The 13,851-nt window shown below is 45.0% G+C and carries 20 protein-coding genes; 8 read left to right on the forward strand and 12 right to left on the reverse strand.

Annotated features, from left to right (window positions below):
* The coding region (locus IBX40_05760) for a DUF1858 domain-containing protein (protein ID MBE0523821.1) at positions 1-213 on the reverse strand (213 nt) is incomplete at its 3' end.
* Between the two features lie 158 nt (positions 214-371).
* Between IBX40_05760 and IBX40_05765 the strand changes: the two genes are divergently transcribed.
* From IBX40_05765 to cofE, 8 genes are all read left to right on the forward strand, one after another.
* Positions 372-986 carry a phosphoribosylglycinamide formyltransferase gene (locus tag IBX40_05765; protein ID MBE0523822.1) on the forward strand — a complete coding sequence of 205 codons (615 nt, stop codon included), beginning with the start codon at positions 372-374 and terminating at the stop codon, positions 984-986.
* A gap of 77 nt (positions 987-1,063) precedes the next feature.
* Positions 1,064-2,299, forward strand: coding sequence for a serine hydroxymethyltransferase (locus tag IBX40_05770; GenBank protein MBE0523823.1), 1,236 nt, complete (start codon positions 1,064-1,066; stop codon positions 2,297-2,299).
* A gap of 4 nt (positions 2,300-2,303) precedes the next feature.
* Positions 2,304-3,167 (forward strand): bifunctional methylenetetrahydrofolate dehydrogenase/methenyltetrahydrofolate cyclohydrolase, encoded by an 864-nt coding sequence (locus IBX40_05775; protein ID MBE0523824.1) that lies wholly within the window; start codon positions 2,304-2,306, stop codon positions 3,165-3,167.
* A 14-nt stretch (positions 3,168-3,181) separates the two neighbouring features.
* Entirely contained in the window at positions 3,182-4,405 is a 1,224-nt protein-coding gene (gene folP, locus IBX40_05780) for a dihydropteroate synthase (protein MBE0523825.1), read from the forward strand.
* A 5-nt stretch (positions 4,406-4,410) separates the two neighbouring features.
* Positions 4,411-5,031: a methylenetetrahydrofolate reductase C-terminal domain-containing protein gene (locus tag IBX40_05785; GenBank protein ID MBE0523826.1), complete on the forward strand. Its 621-nt coding sequence runs from the start codon at positions 4,411-4,413 to the stop codon at positions 5,029-5,031.
* Between the two features lies 1 nt (position 5,032).
* Positions 5,033-5,929 (forward strand): methylenetetrahydrofolate reductase, encoded by an 897-nt coding sequence (locus IBX40_05790; GenBank protein MBE0523827.1) that lies wholly within the window; start codon positions 5,033-5,035, stop codon positions 5,927-5,929.
* Positions 5,905-7,149 (forward strand): phosphomethylpyrimidine synthase ThiC, encoded by a 1,245-nt coding sequence (gene thiC, locus IBX40_05795; protein ID MBE0523828.1) that lies wholly within the window; start codon positions 5,905-5,907, stop codon positions 7,147-7,149. The genes IBX40_05790 and thiC overlap by 25 nt, the downstream gene beginning before the upstream one ends.
* Positions 7,150-7,163: 14 nt before the next feature.
* Entirely contained in the window at positions 7,164-7,928 is a 765-nt protein-coding gene (gene cofE / locus IBX40_05800; protein MBE0523829.1) for a coenzyme F420-0:L-glutamate ligase, read from the forward strand.
* A gap of 672 nt (positions 7,929-8,600) precedes the next feature.
* Here the strand turns inward: cofE and IBX40_05805 are convergent.
* The 11 genes from IBX40_05805 to IBX40_05855 form a co-directional block, all read right to left on the reverse strand.
* Positions 8,601-8,933, reverse strand: a complete 333-nt coding sequence (locus IBX40_05805; GenBank protein ID MBE0523830.1) for a type II toxin-antitoxin system PemK/MazF family toxin — start codon at positions 8,931-8,933, stop codon at positions 8,601-8,603.
* Positions 8,918-9,112, reverse strand: coding sequence for a DUF2281 domain-containing protein (locus tag IBX40_05810; GenBank protein MBE0523831.1), 195 nt, complete (start codon positions 9,110-9,112; stop codon positions 8,918-8,920). Before IBX40_05810 ends, IBX40_05805 begins: the two co-directional genes overlap by 16 nt.
* 223 nt (positions 9,113-9,335) lie before the next feature.
* Positions 9,336-9,587 carry a type II toxin-antitoxin system HicB family antitoxin gene (locus IBX40_05815; GenBank protein MBE0523832.1) on the reverse strand — a complete coding sequence of 84 codons (252 nt, stop codon included), beginning with the start codon at positions 9,585-9,587 and terminating at the stop codon, positions 9,336-9,338.
* Positions 9,588-9,597: 10 nt separating this feature from the next.
* On the reverse strand, positions 9,598-9,807 hold the full coding sequence (locus IBX40_05820; GenBank protein MBE0523833.1) for a type II toxin-antitoxin system HicA family toxin: 210 nt from the start codon (positions 9,805-9,807) through the stop codon (positions 9,598-9,600).
* A complete protein-coding gene (locus tag IBX40_05825; GenBank protein MBE0523834.1) occupies positions 9,776-10,012 on the reverse strand; it encodes a type II toxin-antitoxin system HicB family antitoxin in 237 nt (78 codons plus the stop codon). The genes IBX40_05820 and IBX40_05825 overlap by 32 nt, the downstream gene beginning before the upstream one ends.
* A 470-nt stretch (positions 10,013-10,482) precedes the next feature.
* The gene (locus tag IBX40_05830; GenBank protein MBE0523835.1) at positions 10,483-10,845 is read right to left on the reverse strand and encodes a hypothetical protein; all 363 of its coding nucleotides are present in this window, start codon (positions 10,843-10,845) and stop codon (positions 10,483-10,485) included.
* 427 nt (positions 10,846-11,272) lie between these two features.
* Positions 11,273-11,488: a hypothetical protein gene (locus IBX40_05835; GenBank protein ID MBE0523836.1), complete on the reverse strand. Its 216-nt coding sequence runs from the start codon at positions 11,486-11,488 to the stop codon at positions 11,273-11,275.
* A gap of 33 nt (positions 11,489-11,521) precedes the next feature.
* Positions 11,522-11,677 (reverse strand): peptidoglycan-binding protein, encoded by a 156-nt coding sequence (locus IBX40_05840; GenBank protein ID MBE0523837.1) that lies wholly within the window; start codon positions 11,675-11,677, stop codon positions 11,522-11,524.
* 317 nt (positions 11,678-11,994) lie between these two features.
* A complete protein-coding gene (locus IBX40_05845; protein MBE0523838.1) occupies positions 11,995-13,224 on the reverse strand; it encodes a DUF4157 domain-containing protein in 1,230 nt (409 codons plus the stop codon).
* Between the two features lie 141 nt (positions 13,225-13,365).
* Positions 13,366-13,572, reverse strand: coding sequence for a hypothetical protein (locus tag IBX40_05850; protein MBE0523839.1), 207 nt, complete (start codon positions 13,570-13,572; stop codon positions 13,366-13,368).
* Positions 13,573-13,769: 197 nt separating this feature from the next.
* Positions 13,770-13,851, reverse strand: an 82-nt coding sequence (locus IBX40_05855; GenBank protein ID MBE0523840.1) for a DUF4157 domain-containing protein, incomplete at its 5' end; no start/stop codon positions are given.

Here is a 13,851-nt window from a genome sequence, read left to right on the forward strand (position 1 = left end):
CTCAATCTTTTCTACCAATTCATTAAGATCCTTCAACATGGCATCCAGATCAATACCGTGCATCGTTGCCCCTTCTGCCAGGCTCTCAAAAGAAGCAGCATGACAACCTACGCAGCCTAGGCCGTACTGGAAAAAGACACCTATGGTTTGTGGATATTTAGCTACTATTTCCTCTATCTTCATGTCACCTGTTATTTTATTATTTTCTGACATTGTATTGAACACCTACTGATTCAATAACCCCCTATTAATACATAAAATTGATTATAAAACCGTCCATTTAAGGAAAATATTAAGGATTGTCCAGCTATCTATTCTGATGTTCGATCTCAAAATAATTTATTGTACAATTATGACAGGAAGTTTACTTTATGCACATAACAAATATTGCAGTCCTGGTCTCTGGTAGAGGCTCAAACCTGCAGGCTATTATCGATAATATCGAAAATGGGACAATTCCCAATGCATCTATAACTGTGGTGCTCAGTGATGTTGGCGGTATATATGCATTGGAGCGGGCACAGAACCATGGGATTGACACATTTTTCGTGAACCCTGTACAATACGAAGACAAAGCAAGTTATGAAAGCGAGATACTCAGGATTCTGGAAAAATACAACATCGGCCTGATACTTCTTGCTGGATATATGCGTGTAGTAGGACCCATGCTGCTAAACCCATACAGAAATAAAATGCTCAATATTCACCCTGCTCTTCTGCCCTCATTCCCTGGCCTGCACAGCCAGAAACAGGCTTTTGATCATGGTGTAAAAGTAAGTGGTTGTACAGTACATTTCGTGGATGACAGTGTGGATACGGGTCCAATTATCATCCAGAAATGCATCCCTGTATTGGAGGACGATACTGAAGAAACATTGGCTGCCCGTATCTTAGAGCAGGAGCATAAGATATTTCCAGAGGCAGTAAGATTATTTGTCCAGGGTCAGTTAAGGATAGAAGGACACAAGGTCAGGATATTAGAATGAACTTTGCTTAAAAATCACATATAATAATATAATATCATAAGAATAATAGGCGTTAAGATGTCGGATAGGAGAATAACATGTCATACATTTCAGAAATAGACCCGCAATTGGCCCTGGCTTTAGAAAACGAGTTCCAGAGGCAGGAATATAAACTCAACCTGATCGCTTCCGAGAACTATGCCAGCCGTGCTGTCATGGAAGCACAGGGCAGTATAATGACCAATAAATATGCCGAAGGTTATCCAGGCAAACGATATTACGGCGGATGCGAGTTCGTGGACGTTGCCGAGGAACTGGCAAGAGAGCGGGCCAAAGCACTCTTTGGTGCCGAACATGTGAACGTCCAGCCCCATTCCGGGTCAGGCGCCAATATGGCAGTGTATTTTTCAGTATTAAAACCTGGCGATAAAATTCTAAGCATGGACCTATCCCACGGGGGTCATCTCTCCCACGGCAGCCCTGTAAACTTCTGCGGGCAGTTATACAGCATAGTGCCTTATGGGGTTAGTAAAGAGACAAAGACCATTGACCATGACGAATTAATGGGAATTGCAAAAAAACATAAACCCAAAATGATAGTAGTTGGTGCCAGCGCATACCCCAGGAAAATTGATTTTGCTGCATTCAGGGATATTGCAGATGAGGTGGGTGCATACCTGCTTGCCGATATCGCACATATAGCAGGATTGGTGGTTGGAGGAGTACACCAGAATCCGATCCCTTATGCAGATTTTGTGACCACCACTACACACAAGACCCTGCGGGGTCCCAGGGGCGGCATGATCATGTGTAAGGAAGAATATGCAAAAGTCTTAGATAAGACAGTATTCCCAGGTATCCAGGGCGGCCCGTTAATGCATATTATTGCATCCAAAGCCGTAGCCTTCAAAGAAGCCCAGACCCAGGAATTCAAGGATTATCAGAAGCAGATCGTAGCAAATGCAAAAATACTGGCTTCAGATCTAATGGAAAAGGGACAGGAGATCGTATCAAACGGTACAGATAATCATTTAATGCTGGTGGACCTTACCAAACCTGACATAACAGGTAAGGATGCCGAAGCCGCCATGACTAAGGCAGGTATTATCCTGAACAAGAACACCATACCATTTGAGACACGCAGTCCATTTATCACAAGCGGCATCAGGATAGGAACTCCCGCCATAACCACCAGGGGAATGAAGGAAAATGAAATGCATATTATTGCAGATCTCATCGATACAGTAATTAAGAATTTGAACGACGAAACTATACTTAATAAAGTAAGTCAAGATATCAGGGATCTATGTGCAGAATTCCCTATCTACAGATGAGGTAATATTGGTGTCTGGTGAGGACAAGATCATAGACGGGCGCGGCCTGGCAAAAAAGATCGAGGAACAGGTCAAGACCGGTGTGGTAGAACTAAAGGCCGAAAAAGGCATAATTCCCGGCCTGGCCACAATTCTCGTGGGAGATGAAGAAGCTTCAAAGATGTATGTCAGATTGAAGCACAAAGCCTGTGAACGCACAGGTATTCATGCCGAAGACCAGCACCTTCCTGTTAATACTACACAAGAAGAACTAATGGCACTGATCAAATCCCTGAACAAGAGGGATGATATTCATGCAATTCTAATCCAGCTGCCTCTACCTCCCCATTTGAACGAACAAATGGCAATGGAGGCTATTTCTCCCAAAAAGGACGCGGATGGTTTCCATCCAATGAACATGGGCCAGCTGATGATTGGCAACGAAGGTCTGGTTCCCTGTACTCCAAAAGGTATCATCCGGGCTATGGAGGAATACGGAGTTGATGTGGAAGGCAAGAACGTGGTTATTGTGGGACACAGTAACGTTGTGGGCAAACCCCTGGCAGCTCTTCTGTTGAACCGTAACGCCACTGTCTCGGTCTGCCATGTCTATACTGATGACCTGAAAAAATATACCTCCCTGGCAGATATTCTTATCTCGGCCACTGGAGTAGCACACCTTATCAAAGCCGATATGGTGAAACCGGGGGCTGTTATATTTGATGTAGGCATCAGTAAAAAGGATGACAAAGTAGTGGGTGATGTGGATTTTGATTCAGTGCTGCCTAAAGTATCATTGATAACTCCGGTTCCCGGTGGTGTAGGACCCATGACCATTTCGATTCTATTGCAACACACCCTGGAATCTGCCAGACGGATCAAGGGATAAATTCTGAGTATAGTATGACAATAGATACGGTAATTGCTGGAATCCAGGTTGGGGATGTCCATCCAGTCCGCCTGATGGGTGTCATAAACCTGAGTCTGGAATCGTTTTACAAGGGGTCGGTCACAGAACCAGATAATATTATTTCCCAGGCACAACAAATGATCGAACAGGGTGCTGACCTCCTTGACGTGGGGGCCCGGTCCACCTGGCCGCTGGCAGCTAAGATCACGAAGGAAGAGGAACGCAGACGTCTTATAAAGGCACTGGATTTACTTTTAGACAATGTGAATGTTCCCATTTCAGTGGACACCCAATTCGCAGACCTGGCTAGTGATGCTCTGGATATGGGAGCTCATATCATTAATGATGTCAGCGGACTTACTACCGATAAAAAGATGGTGGAAATTGTCAGCGAATATGGATGTCCTGTGGTGGTTATGGCTTCTAATAGTATTCCAGGTGACCCATTGGGTATGAATGCCGTTATGTCATCACTGGACAGGATCGTGCAAAAAGCTGAAGAATCAGGTGTGGAACCAGATAAGATCATTATTGATCCTGCCATCGGGAAATGGTTGCCAGAAAAATCGCACGAATATGATTTTGAGACCCTTGATCAGCTGGAACGACTTAAATCATTTGATAAATCCATATTGGTAGCTATCTCAAGAAAGTCCTGTATAGGAGAAATAGTAAAAAAACCAGCATCTGAGAGACTTATAGGGTCCCTTGCCGCCACTGCAATCTCAGTTTACAAGGGTGCTCACATCATAAGGACCCATGATGTGGGAGAGACTTGCGATGCAGTGCGGGTAGCTGAAGCAATAAAAGGACGAAATATTGTCTCTGAAGATGATGGGTATACTGTTGAGGTTCTGGATATTGCCAATTCGGACGATGCCCCACGGTATTTTGCAAAGATAGGTGCAACGTGCACCGGGAGCCAGGTGATGAAAGGGAAATCAATATTTAAAATACTCAGGATCAATAATGTCACCACTACTGAGGCCATCATCATCAAGCAGGAAGCTCTTGCCAGGGGATGTGATGCCGCCCTGCCCAGGGACGCTGTATCCCATGAAACTGAAAGTGTTGATCTGATACTTATGGGTACAGAATTGCAGATAAAACGACTGGCAGCCAAATTACAGCACCAGGCCAGGGATCTGCCCATAATAGCCCGGCTTATCATAACCACCCTTAAACGATGCTCAGATACTGAATATAGATACAGGTAACACAGATGATAATAACCCGACCCAAATCCGTTGATGATATACTTACCATGCTGGACCAATTTCCGGATGCAAACATCTGTGTAGTGGGCTGCGGTATTTGTGCCCGGAAGGCAGAGACCGGCGGCGAGCCCCAGGTCAGAAAAATGGTTGAGGCCCTGAAATGCAGGGGAGTAGATGTATTGGATGGGGTCATGGTAAAACATGCCTGCAGTGCATCATCCTGGGAGAGTCTGGCAGAAGAAAATCCGGCAATTGATAACGCGGATATTGTGCTGGTAATGAGCTGTGGTGCCGGAGTATCGTTATTGGGTCGTATTTCAGATAAACCAGTGCTTTCTGCCCTTGATACTACATCACTTGGTGGTGCTTTCACCAATGAAACATTAGAAGCACTTTGCGGCATGTGCGGGGAATGTAATGTCGGGATGTTCGCAGGATTGTGTCCCAAATCCAGCTGTCCCAAATCCCAGATGAACGGACCCTGCGGCGGGCTGGATGACGGGAAGTGTGAAGTGGGAGAGCGTGATTGTATCTGGGTAAAGATATATGAGACACTTGAAGCCAGGGGATTGCTTTCTTTGCTGGATGAGATCAGACAACCTGTAAGTCATAACAGGAGGCTTTGAAATGAATTTTACGCAAAAACTTCGATCAGGAAAATTCGTGATTACAGCTGAGATAAGCCCGCCTAAAAGCCCGGATATGTCAGGTGTGCTGCAAGATGCTGAATTGTTAAAGGACCTGGTTGATGCAGTGAATGTGACTGATAACCAGAGGGCAATGATGCGCATGGCACCCGTGGCACTTTGCCGTAAATTATGGGAAATGGGCATTGAGCCTGTAATGCATGTTACCTGCAGGGATCGTAACCGCCTGGCCCTTCAATCTGACCTGTTAGCAGCTCATGCAATGGGGATTTCCAATATCCTGGCCATGTCAGGAGATTATCCCACAATGGGGGATCAGCCGGGTGCAAAACCTGTGTATGACCTGGATTCTGTGCACCTTTTGCAGCTTATAGGAAAAATGAACAAAGGGATTGATTTTCAGGATAGTACAATTGACGGTCCGACTTCATTTATCGCCGGAGCGGTTGCCAACCCCGGTTCCAGGCCCCTTGATGTACAGTTGATCAAGTTGAATAAAAAAGTGGAGGCAGGTGCAGGTTTCATTCAGACCCAGGCAGTATTTGATGTAGGGGCGTTCGTGGAATTCATGGATGCAATCAAACATCTTAAGATCCCTGTCATTGCAGGGATCATACCATTACGATCAGCTCGTAGCGCCCGGTTTATGAACGATAAGATACCAGGGGTCATGATATCGGAAGAAATTATCAAACGAATGGAATTTGCTTCAGAACCCACAGCTGAAGGGTTGAGGATTGCAGCCGAGACCATACAGCAGATCAGACCCGTGTGCCAGGGTGTACACATAATGCCAATTGGTGGACATGAAAACACCAGGCATTTACTTGAATTATGTGGGCAGGTGAGAAAATGGAAAAAACGCAGATCACCTTAGCAAAAAATGGCATTGTATCCTCTCAGATGAGGGAAGTAGCATCCACTGAAGGGTTCGATCCCGGGATAGTCCGCCAGAGAGTTGCTGATGGAAGTATGGTCATTATGACCAGAGGAAGTAGATCGATAGCTATTGGTAAAGGTGCCTCAACAAAGGTCAATGTGAATATTGGCACGTCCAGTGCCAGGATCGAACCTGATGAAGAGCTTGAAAAGGCCGGAATTGCAGAAAAATATGGAGCTGACACACTTACTGACCTTTCAATGGGAGGAGATATCAGATCCATCAGGCAGTCCATATTTCAACAAACCACTCTTCCCATAACCACGGTCCCTATATACCAGTCAGTTGTGGAACAGGGCATCCATTCCATGAGCGAAGACCATATTCTGAAAATGATTGAGCAGCAGGTAGGGGAAGGAGTTAGCTCAGTGGTACTTCACTGCATCGAGAGGGACTGCATTGAACAATTAAAGGGCCATAAACGTGTCATGGGAATGGTCTCAAAGGGCGGTTCATTTACCAGCATCTATATGCTGACTAATGACTGCGACAACCCGTTTATTGAAAATTTTGATCATATAATGGCTATCCTGAAAGAAAACGATGTAGTGCTGTCCCTTGGAAACACCATGAGGAGCGGCTGCATCCACGATGCGCCTGATTCTCCCCAGAGGAGGGAACTACTGATCAATATGAGTCTGGCAAAAAAAGCAAACCTCGCAGGTGTCCAGGTGATAGTGGAAGGTATGGGCGGTCATGTACAGGCGTCAGAGATAGCGGATTATGTGAGATTCCATAAAGAGACTGGTGATTATCCATTATTTGTTGCAGGACCGCTGCCCACTGACGTGGCTGTGGGGTATGACCACATTGCCGGTGCTGTGGGTGCATCCATGGCTTCTGGTGCCGGGGCTGATTATTTGTGCTATATTACGCCCTCTGAGCATCTGAGACTGCCCAGTGTGGATGACGTGAGAGAAGGTCTGGTGGCATTTCGCATTGCAGCTCATATTGGGGATTCCATGAAATATGGAGCCCAGCGGCGTGATCTAAAACTGGCAGAACACAGAGCTGTTATGGACTGGGACGGGCAGATGCAGTACGCTATTGATGCTGACAAGCCAAAAAGCATGTGTCCGGACGTGGGGCCGTGTACCATGTGCGGAGATTTCTGTGCACTGGCAATAATGGATGTATTTTTAAATGGTGACAATTAATCTTTAGACCGATCATGCAGGATAGGCTGGAATTAATTGGTATCAAGACACCCCTGATCAGAGCGGGTGATGATTTTGGAGTAGTTCTCATAAATGCCATCCGTGAAAAGGGGATCACTCTCAAAGACGGGGACATTATCGTACTTGCCGAATCTGCTGTGGCTACTTCCGAAGGCAGGCTGGTGGACCTGAGGGAGGTGAATCCTGGGCCTGAAGCTGAGGAACTGGGTGAAAAATACTCTGTTGACTCCAGGGAAATGGAACTTATCCTTTCTGAATGTGATGAGATCATAGGTGGAGTACCCGGAGCAGTGCTCACAATTACCAACGGGAATATGTCTCCCAATGCCGGGATAGATGGTTCCAATGCACCTGAAGATCATGTGGTGCTATTGCCAGAGAACCCGGGAGCCAGCGCTGAGAGAATCAGAAAACAACTGCAAGAGACATTTCAATGCAAAGTGGGAGTTATTGTGGGGGACAGCAGGACCCAACCCATGCGATTGGGGTGTGTGGGTATTGCACTGGGTTGTGCCGGGATACTGCCTGTTGAGGATGCACGGGGCAGCAAGGACCTGTTCGGGAAAGAGCTTACCATTACCAGTAAGGCCATTGCTGACAACATGGTATCAGCGGCCCAGCTTATCATGGGGGAGGCGGGGGAGGGCATCCCTTCCGTGGTGATAAGGGGGAATGATGTGATAGTGGTTGATAATGATGTGAAAATACCTGTTTTCTCAAAAGAAGAGTGCATGTATTATAGTAATATCTCCCGTTAGTACCGATGTTGAAGTACAGTTCAGGAGAACCACCGAACTTATCATTCTCGATACCGAAATTGGCATTGTAACTATTATTCCTGTAGCTGAAGTGACTATCCTGGATCTCCCAACCTTCAAGCACAAAGTCATGCTCTATCCCTGGTTTAGTAGCTGGCCGGATATTATCATATGAATCCAGATCCGGAATGAGGACTACATCACGATGGAAATCTCTATTCCATATCCTTATCCAAACATCTTCCTGATCAAAGGGATATTTTGAATAATCGAATGGTTGACGCAAAACAGACCTGAAATACCACCCGATAATATCCCCATCACTGTAAGCTTCTTCGATACTTATCTGTTCGGCTTCGGGGAAGATGAAACCCTGTGATATCGGGCCAGGTGCCATGTTAAGAACATCCCAAATATACAGAAGAGACAATTACAATTCGTGTTGGTGAATTAATTAAACCACTGATAAACACAGATGAACACAGATTTTCAGGCAGCGTATCCGCGTTTATCGGCGTTCATCTGCGGTTAGTCTGATAATACCAACATGTAATATAACGGTCTCCTTTTCTAAGGCATTTCCACGATTTAATTAAGGTTACATTCATACTTAATCCTGACCTCAAGTTCTTATCATTCTATTTGAAATAGTGTTATAAAAATGTAATAAATTTATTGGCGTAAAATCTCAACAATTCTGTCAACAACTTCGCCAATCTTGTTATTCCTGAGATGACCAGCAGGATACAATATTATGCCACTGTCTGCTGTGAAAATACGGTTCGGCCTGATATGGCTTTTTTGTTTTAGAGTTCCCTTGGTGAAATCACTTTCATCGATTGGTATGGCATATTCATCTCTAACCCATTGGCTGGTTATCTGACATAATATCACATCATTTCCCTTTAATTCCGCAATAACCAGCGCGGGCCGTCTTTTAGCCTGAGTTAAATCAGAAAACGGAAAAGGAACAACAACAATATCCCCTTTTACAAATCTTGCCATGCCTTATCTTCTTCCACTCTTAACCAATCCTTCTTAAGTGAAGATTCACTTGCAATTGCTGTTTCGAGTTTTTCTTTTTGCGATCTGGCTTTAAGAAAACAAATGAAGTCCAGTATTTCTTCAAATAGGTTGTCTGGAACCTGGTCCATTTCACGTATTATTAATTCTTTTTTTGACACATCGATCATTGTATCATTCTCACATACATCAATCCGTTTGTTATAAGATTTATGGCTATATATGATATTTACCACAACTTCACGCTTTCCCTAAATCCCATCGTCCTCTCTCCCTCATCTGGCTTCCTTAACACGTACAGGTGCTTATTAAAAAATTACAAAATTTGCCAGCTTGCAGCCTTGAATGCCGAAACATGCTTATCCCCCGCTTGCTCTTGGTAGTTTAGGCATATTCTGCTGTCATGGTTGTATCTAAAGAAAGACTCATTCTTTTCTTAAAACTGGATGCACGGTTTTTAAGTAATTTTTCTTTCGCGGTTTTAAGCCGTGAGGTAAGACATCCAATAATAGCTTCATTGATATTATCCATTGCTTCATCAAATGTATCGCCTTCCGAAAGACATCCTGGAAGATCTGGACATTCAACTACATATATGCCTTCTTCATCAATTTCACAGATGATGTTAAATTTCATGGTATCATTCTCAACTTGTTTTTAAATATATATCAATCCGTTTCGTTATAAGATTTTTGTCAGGCACATGTTCATGGTTTGGAACGACAACAGCTCTTTTTGAACCATCATTGTTATTGACAAGTACGATATGACTTCCCTTCTGTCTTACTGGTTCAAAACCAATCTTCTTCAGAATTCTGATCAATTCATACCCTGACAGCACTGGTAGTTTCCCCATATGGAAACACCTCAAAATGAGCGATAAGCATATCATTTCGCTTTATTTCTTCAGGTAAGCCCATCTCTTCGATGTAAACTTCCACAGCTTCTTTAAGATTATCCAATGCCTCTTCAACAGTAAAGCCCTGGCTGACAACATCTATTTCAGGGCACAGAGCTACAAATTGCTTTTCTCCTTTTTTGATTATTGCGGTCAGTTCTATAATATCATTTTACGATCAGATACCACATAATTTAATTCTTTAAATATCTTGCCACAGTTTCACAACCTTATTGTGCGATCAATCCTTAGTAGGGAAAGCAGTAAAACTCATTCTGCAGGAATACCTGCTGGCAGGGAGCTACCGGTTCGGTGAGTGGAGCGCTGCTTGAGCCCCTTCATGAAGAAGCGCACGTCCCACATCCTGCGGATGAATCCATCGCGCAGCGCCTTCTCGTTCACTCCGAGCCCGCACAGGTTTTGGAGCTACCAGCAGTTGCGCGTCGTCGGGCATCTGCCCGCGGTCGCTGGGGCACCTCATAGAGCCTCATGAGCCTGACAAATTCCTCCAGTTCCTCGGGACCGGGGGCGGTTCACAACGCGCTACACGCAAAGGTAGTAGCCCAGGTGTTGATGGGATGGAGCTTTGAGTCGGGATTTACGCATGGTGGGTGGGGCGAATCGTGCGGAATATCAGCGGGTTGCGCGTGAGATGGAAAGTCTTTTCTTTACTATTGGCTCTGCACTTATTTTCATACCTTTTTTTGTTGTAGTACTTTCTATTAAATTTACCATCACCTCATGACTCTCTTTAAAATCATAAACTTGAACCTCTTCAGGTTCGCCTTTTGGACACCATTCATGGCCAACATTCTTAAAGTCCCCAATAAGTTCCTTCTTTTTTGTATCTACTGAAATTACTGGTTGTCCTTGACCCTGAAATTGTTTCGTCTTTGAATTTATGTATTCAAATTGTGCATCACGATCTGTTTTTGTTTTTCTGATTGGCTGCCTTTGGAGTTCTTCTTCCCCGCACGTGGGGCAAGCCCACTGGATGTGTCGGTGAACCCCCGGATGTTGCCGTCGGCTCCGGCATCCGCATTACCGCATCCGCCACTCGGTCCGCCTCCTGCTCGTACTTATCCCCTGGTTGCCCCATCTTGAGCTTGGCCTGCAGGGTCCCTGATTTGATCAACCTCTGCACGACCTGGTTGCCGATAGTTCTTTGAAGATATAAAATGCGATCAACAGATGAGTCCTTCGATCCTGATCGATTAATCCTTCGCGTCTGTAAATCCGAATTGATTTTATTTGCCTCGGATCTTTTACTAAATATAGTATTCATTCCCCCCATCATGTATCCACTGCCCTATTGCTATTCTTTTATCGTTTCATACTTTCCTTACTATACTCCATCAGCTCCCCATTAAAATACGCTTTCCTCAAAATCCTTCCATCTCTTCCTATCCCCCCAGTCAAATCCCTAGCAGGGCACAGGCCGCTGTTCCCAAACCGTACACCTGTAATTCTCCCTGTCAAGATGGAGGCAATAACCATCAGCACCGTGAGCTATCAGATAAGGCCTGCCAGACTTCCATCTGACAGTACAATCTTCTACATCCTGTCTTAACAGGGCAAAAGGTAACTTACAGCATACACGTGCAAACTGGTGCAGGGTGGTACCGAAATGTCGGTTCATGGATGTGCGTACACTCTGGAGGGCCACAGTTGATTAAGATGCAAATTGCGCTTCTAAACTCTTAATTGTGATCGGCCCAACGATGCCGTCCGCAATTAATCCTTTTGCACTTTGGTAATTCCGAACCGCTGACACAGTCTCTTTTTCAAAGTCACCATCAGTACCAAATCTAGGTAGCGGAAATCCCAAAACTATTAAAGCCTGCTGGATTTTTTAACTGTTGGCCCTTTTTCTCATTTGCGAAGGAGCCGTTCATTACATGATTTATAATAAAAAAATATGGCTCTCTTCAACATTGTGTGGGTAAATCCAATTTTCCTGATTTCATTTACAATCGTTATCCTGAGATGAAAATGTTAAATGTTCGACTATAAATTGAAATTGATATGATAAGGTTGAATTAACAAAAAAAGTGTAACCTACTAAAATTGCAATGCTTCATTTTGCATGTGCATGGATAACTTTCAGAGCTTCAGGGCTTTTCGGATAGGCTCTAAGTACCAGACTTATAAACTCCAGAGTGCTTCCATTCTCCTCCAGAATTCTTCTTCAGGTGTATTCTGATGCTCTAACAGATGAAGCGTAACAACTGTATATACCCTGTTCTTCACAATAGGATCAACAGACCTAACTGCCAGTGCATAAATATCCCAATTTGTTATAAGAACCTGTACCGCCGCATGTGCCGGGTTTTCTCCGATAAGTGTTATGAATGGCGCAGCTCCAAGGAGTGCTCTCAGTGCCCTACCTGATGAGATAATTCTATCAATGGTTCTCAGTGCTTCTTTACAACAGTCCGGCATACCGGATAGTTCTCTTTCAACTTCCCGTATTATACTGAGTAAATCAGCAAATCTTATTTCATCTGAATCAGAAACATTGTCAAATAGCCTCCCTAATATTTCGTCTCTTCGCATCTCCTGGACCGTGTCTTGCAGATCATTTTGAGAAAGGTTATCTAATTTTTCCAGAACCTCACTTGCTTCCTCATCAGTTATGGCCCAATCAAGGATTCCATAAGAAAGATTATCTTTTATAACATTATAATTTGAAGCAACACTTCGCTGAATTTTTAAAACATTCCCCTGCTGCTGCACCACATGCGTCAATTCATGTGCCAGTATCCTCCGTCCCTCGCTTATCCCCGGCACATATTGCCCTGTCCCAAACACCACATCCTGTCCCACCGTGTAAGCCCGCGCATTCACCGCCTGAGCCGTCTCCGCAGCTCGAGTATCAGTATGCAACCTTACTTGGCTAAAATCATGCCCAAACCGCGGCTCGAAAAAGCCCCGCTCAGATTCTGCCAGAGGCTGGCCGCCGCCCCTGATAGCATTGATGCGAGATTCGAGATCGGATGAAGTCTCAACATTCTGCCCCGATAATTCTTTGGTTTGAAGAAGCTCTTCCTCTTCACATCCCTGACACACTCGTTGGATGTGAGGATCCTCCTGGGACACTGCCTGTGGCTCAGGCATCCGCATCACCGCATCTGCCACCCGGTCCGCCTCCTGCTCATACACATCCCCGGGCTGGCCAATCCTGAGTTTAGCTTGTAGTGCCCCTGACTCGATCAGCTTCTGCACGGCCTGGTTGCCAATTGTCCTTTGGAAGAACAGGATGCGTTCAACCGGCGTACCTGCCGATAGAAAAACATCAGCCTTTCGCGTCTGAGATACCTTATTCGCTCTCTTCGCTTCCGGCTTTTCCACCGATACTTTGCCACTTTCGATCATCTCAAACCTCCCATATAATTCAGATCTCACCGACTCAGTTTATAAAATTCTCCATTGTTATGATCTATCTTTTCAACGTATTCATGATTAATGATCTGCGTCGTATAATCAAGCCACTACTATTTTTCATTCTCCTCACAATCAAAATCCCTGCCTGCTCAGGCGGTGCTCGCATACCGTGCCCTGATATGTCGCTCGATCTAGATCCACGCAGTAACCGTCATCACCATGGGCGATCAGATAGGGCCTGCCAAATTCCCAACGGATGAGCCCTTCTTCCACTTCCTGTTTGAAGAGCGCAAAGGGAAATTTGCAGCAGACAGCCTTGCAGACACGCAGCCTACTCAAACAATCAACCCGGGCTTCGTGTTAGAATGTGTACTTATCACACTAAGAGTCTTGATACAATAGCCCGATGCCGCTTTCTTCGAAATTCCTAACCAGACGCTCAGCCACCAGCTTTTTACGCTCTTATGTTTGCTTGTTATTCGGCTCTGAGTTTGCTGAACTGCTTGTGTCAATTCATGCGCTAACAGCCTTTACCCTCACTTGTCCCCGGCTCGAAATTCCTGCCTCGCCCCAAACACTACATCCTGTCCCACCGTGTAAGCCTGCGCATTCACCGCC

Source organism: Methanosarcinales archaeon (genome assembly GCA_014859725.1).
Classification (GTDB): domain Archaea; phylum Halobacteriota; class Methanosarcinia; order Methanosarcinales; family Methanocomedenaceae; genus Kmv04.

Excerpts from the sequence above, each read along its gene's own strand:
- IBX40_05835 (MBE0523836.1), bottom strand. The coding sequence starts at position 11,488 with ATGAACCGACATTTCGGTACCACCCTGCACCAGTTTGCACGTGTATGC.
- cofE (MBE0523829.1), top strand. The coding sequence starts at position 7,164 with ATGCAGGATAGGCTGGAATTAATTGGTATCAAGACACCCCTGATCAGA.
- IBX40_05790 (MBE0523827.1), top strand. The coding sequence starts at position 5,033 with ATGAATTTTACGCAAAAACTTCGATCAGGAAAATTCGTGATTACAGCT.
- IBX40_05815 (MBE0523832.1), bottom strand. The coding sequence starts at position 9,587 with ATGAAATTTAACATCATCTGTGAAATTGATGAAGAAGGCATATATGTA.
- IBX40_05805 (MBE0523830.1), bottom strand. The coding sequence starts at position 8,933 with ATGGCAAGATTTGTAAAAGGGGATATTGTTGTTGTTCCTTTTCCGTTT.
- IBX40_05785 (MBE0523826.1), top strand. The coding sequence starts at position 4,411 with ATGATAATAACCCGACCCAAATCCGTTGATGATATACTTACCATGCTG.
- IBX40_05770 (MBE0523823.1), top strand. The coding sequence starts at position 1,064 with ATGTCATACATTTCAGAAATAGACCCGCAATTGGCCCTGGCTTTAGAA.
- IBX40_05845 (MBE0523838.1), bottom strand. The coding sequence starts at position 13,224 with ATGATCGAAAGTGGCAAAGTATCGGTGGAAAAGCCGGAAGCGAAGAGA.
- folP (MBE0523825.1), top strand. The coding sequence starts at position 3,182 with ATGACAATAGATACGGTAATTGCTGGAATCCAGGTTGGGGATGTCCAT.
- IBX40_05820 (MBE0523833.1), bottom strand. The coding sequence starts at position 9,807 with ATGGGGAAACTACCAGTGCTGTCAGGGTATGAATTGATCAGAATTCTG.
- IBX40_05765 (MBE0523822.1), top strand. The coding sequence starts at position 372 with ATGCACATAACAAATATTGCAGTCCTGGTCTCTGGTAGAGGCTCAAAC.
- thiC (MBE0523828.1), top strand. The coding sequence starts at position 5,905 with ATGGAAAAAACGCAGATCACCTTAGCAAAAAATGGCATTGTATCCTCT.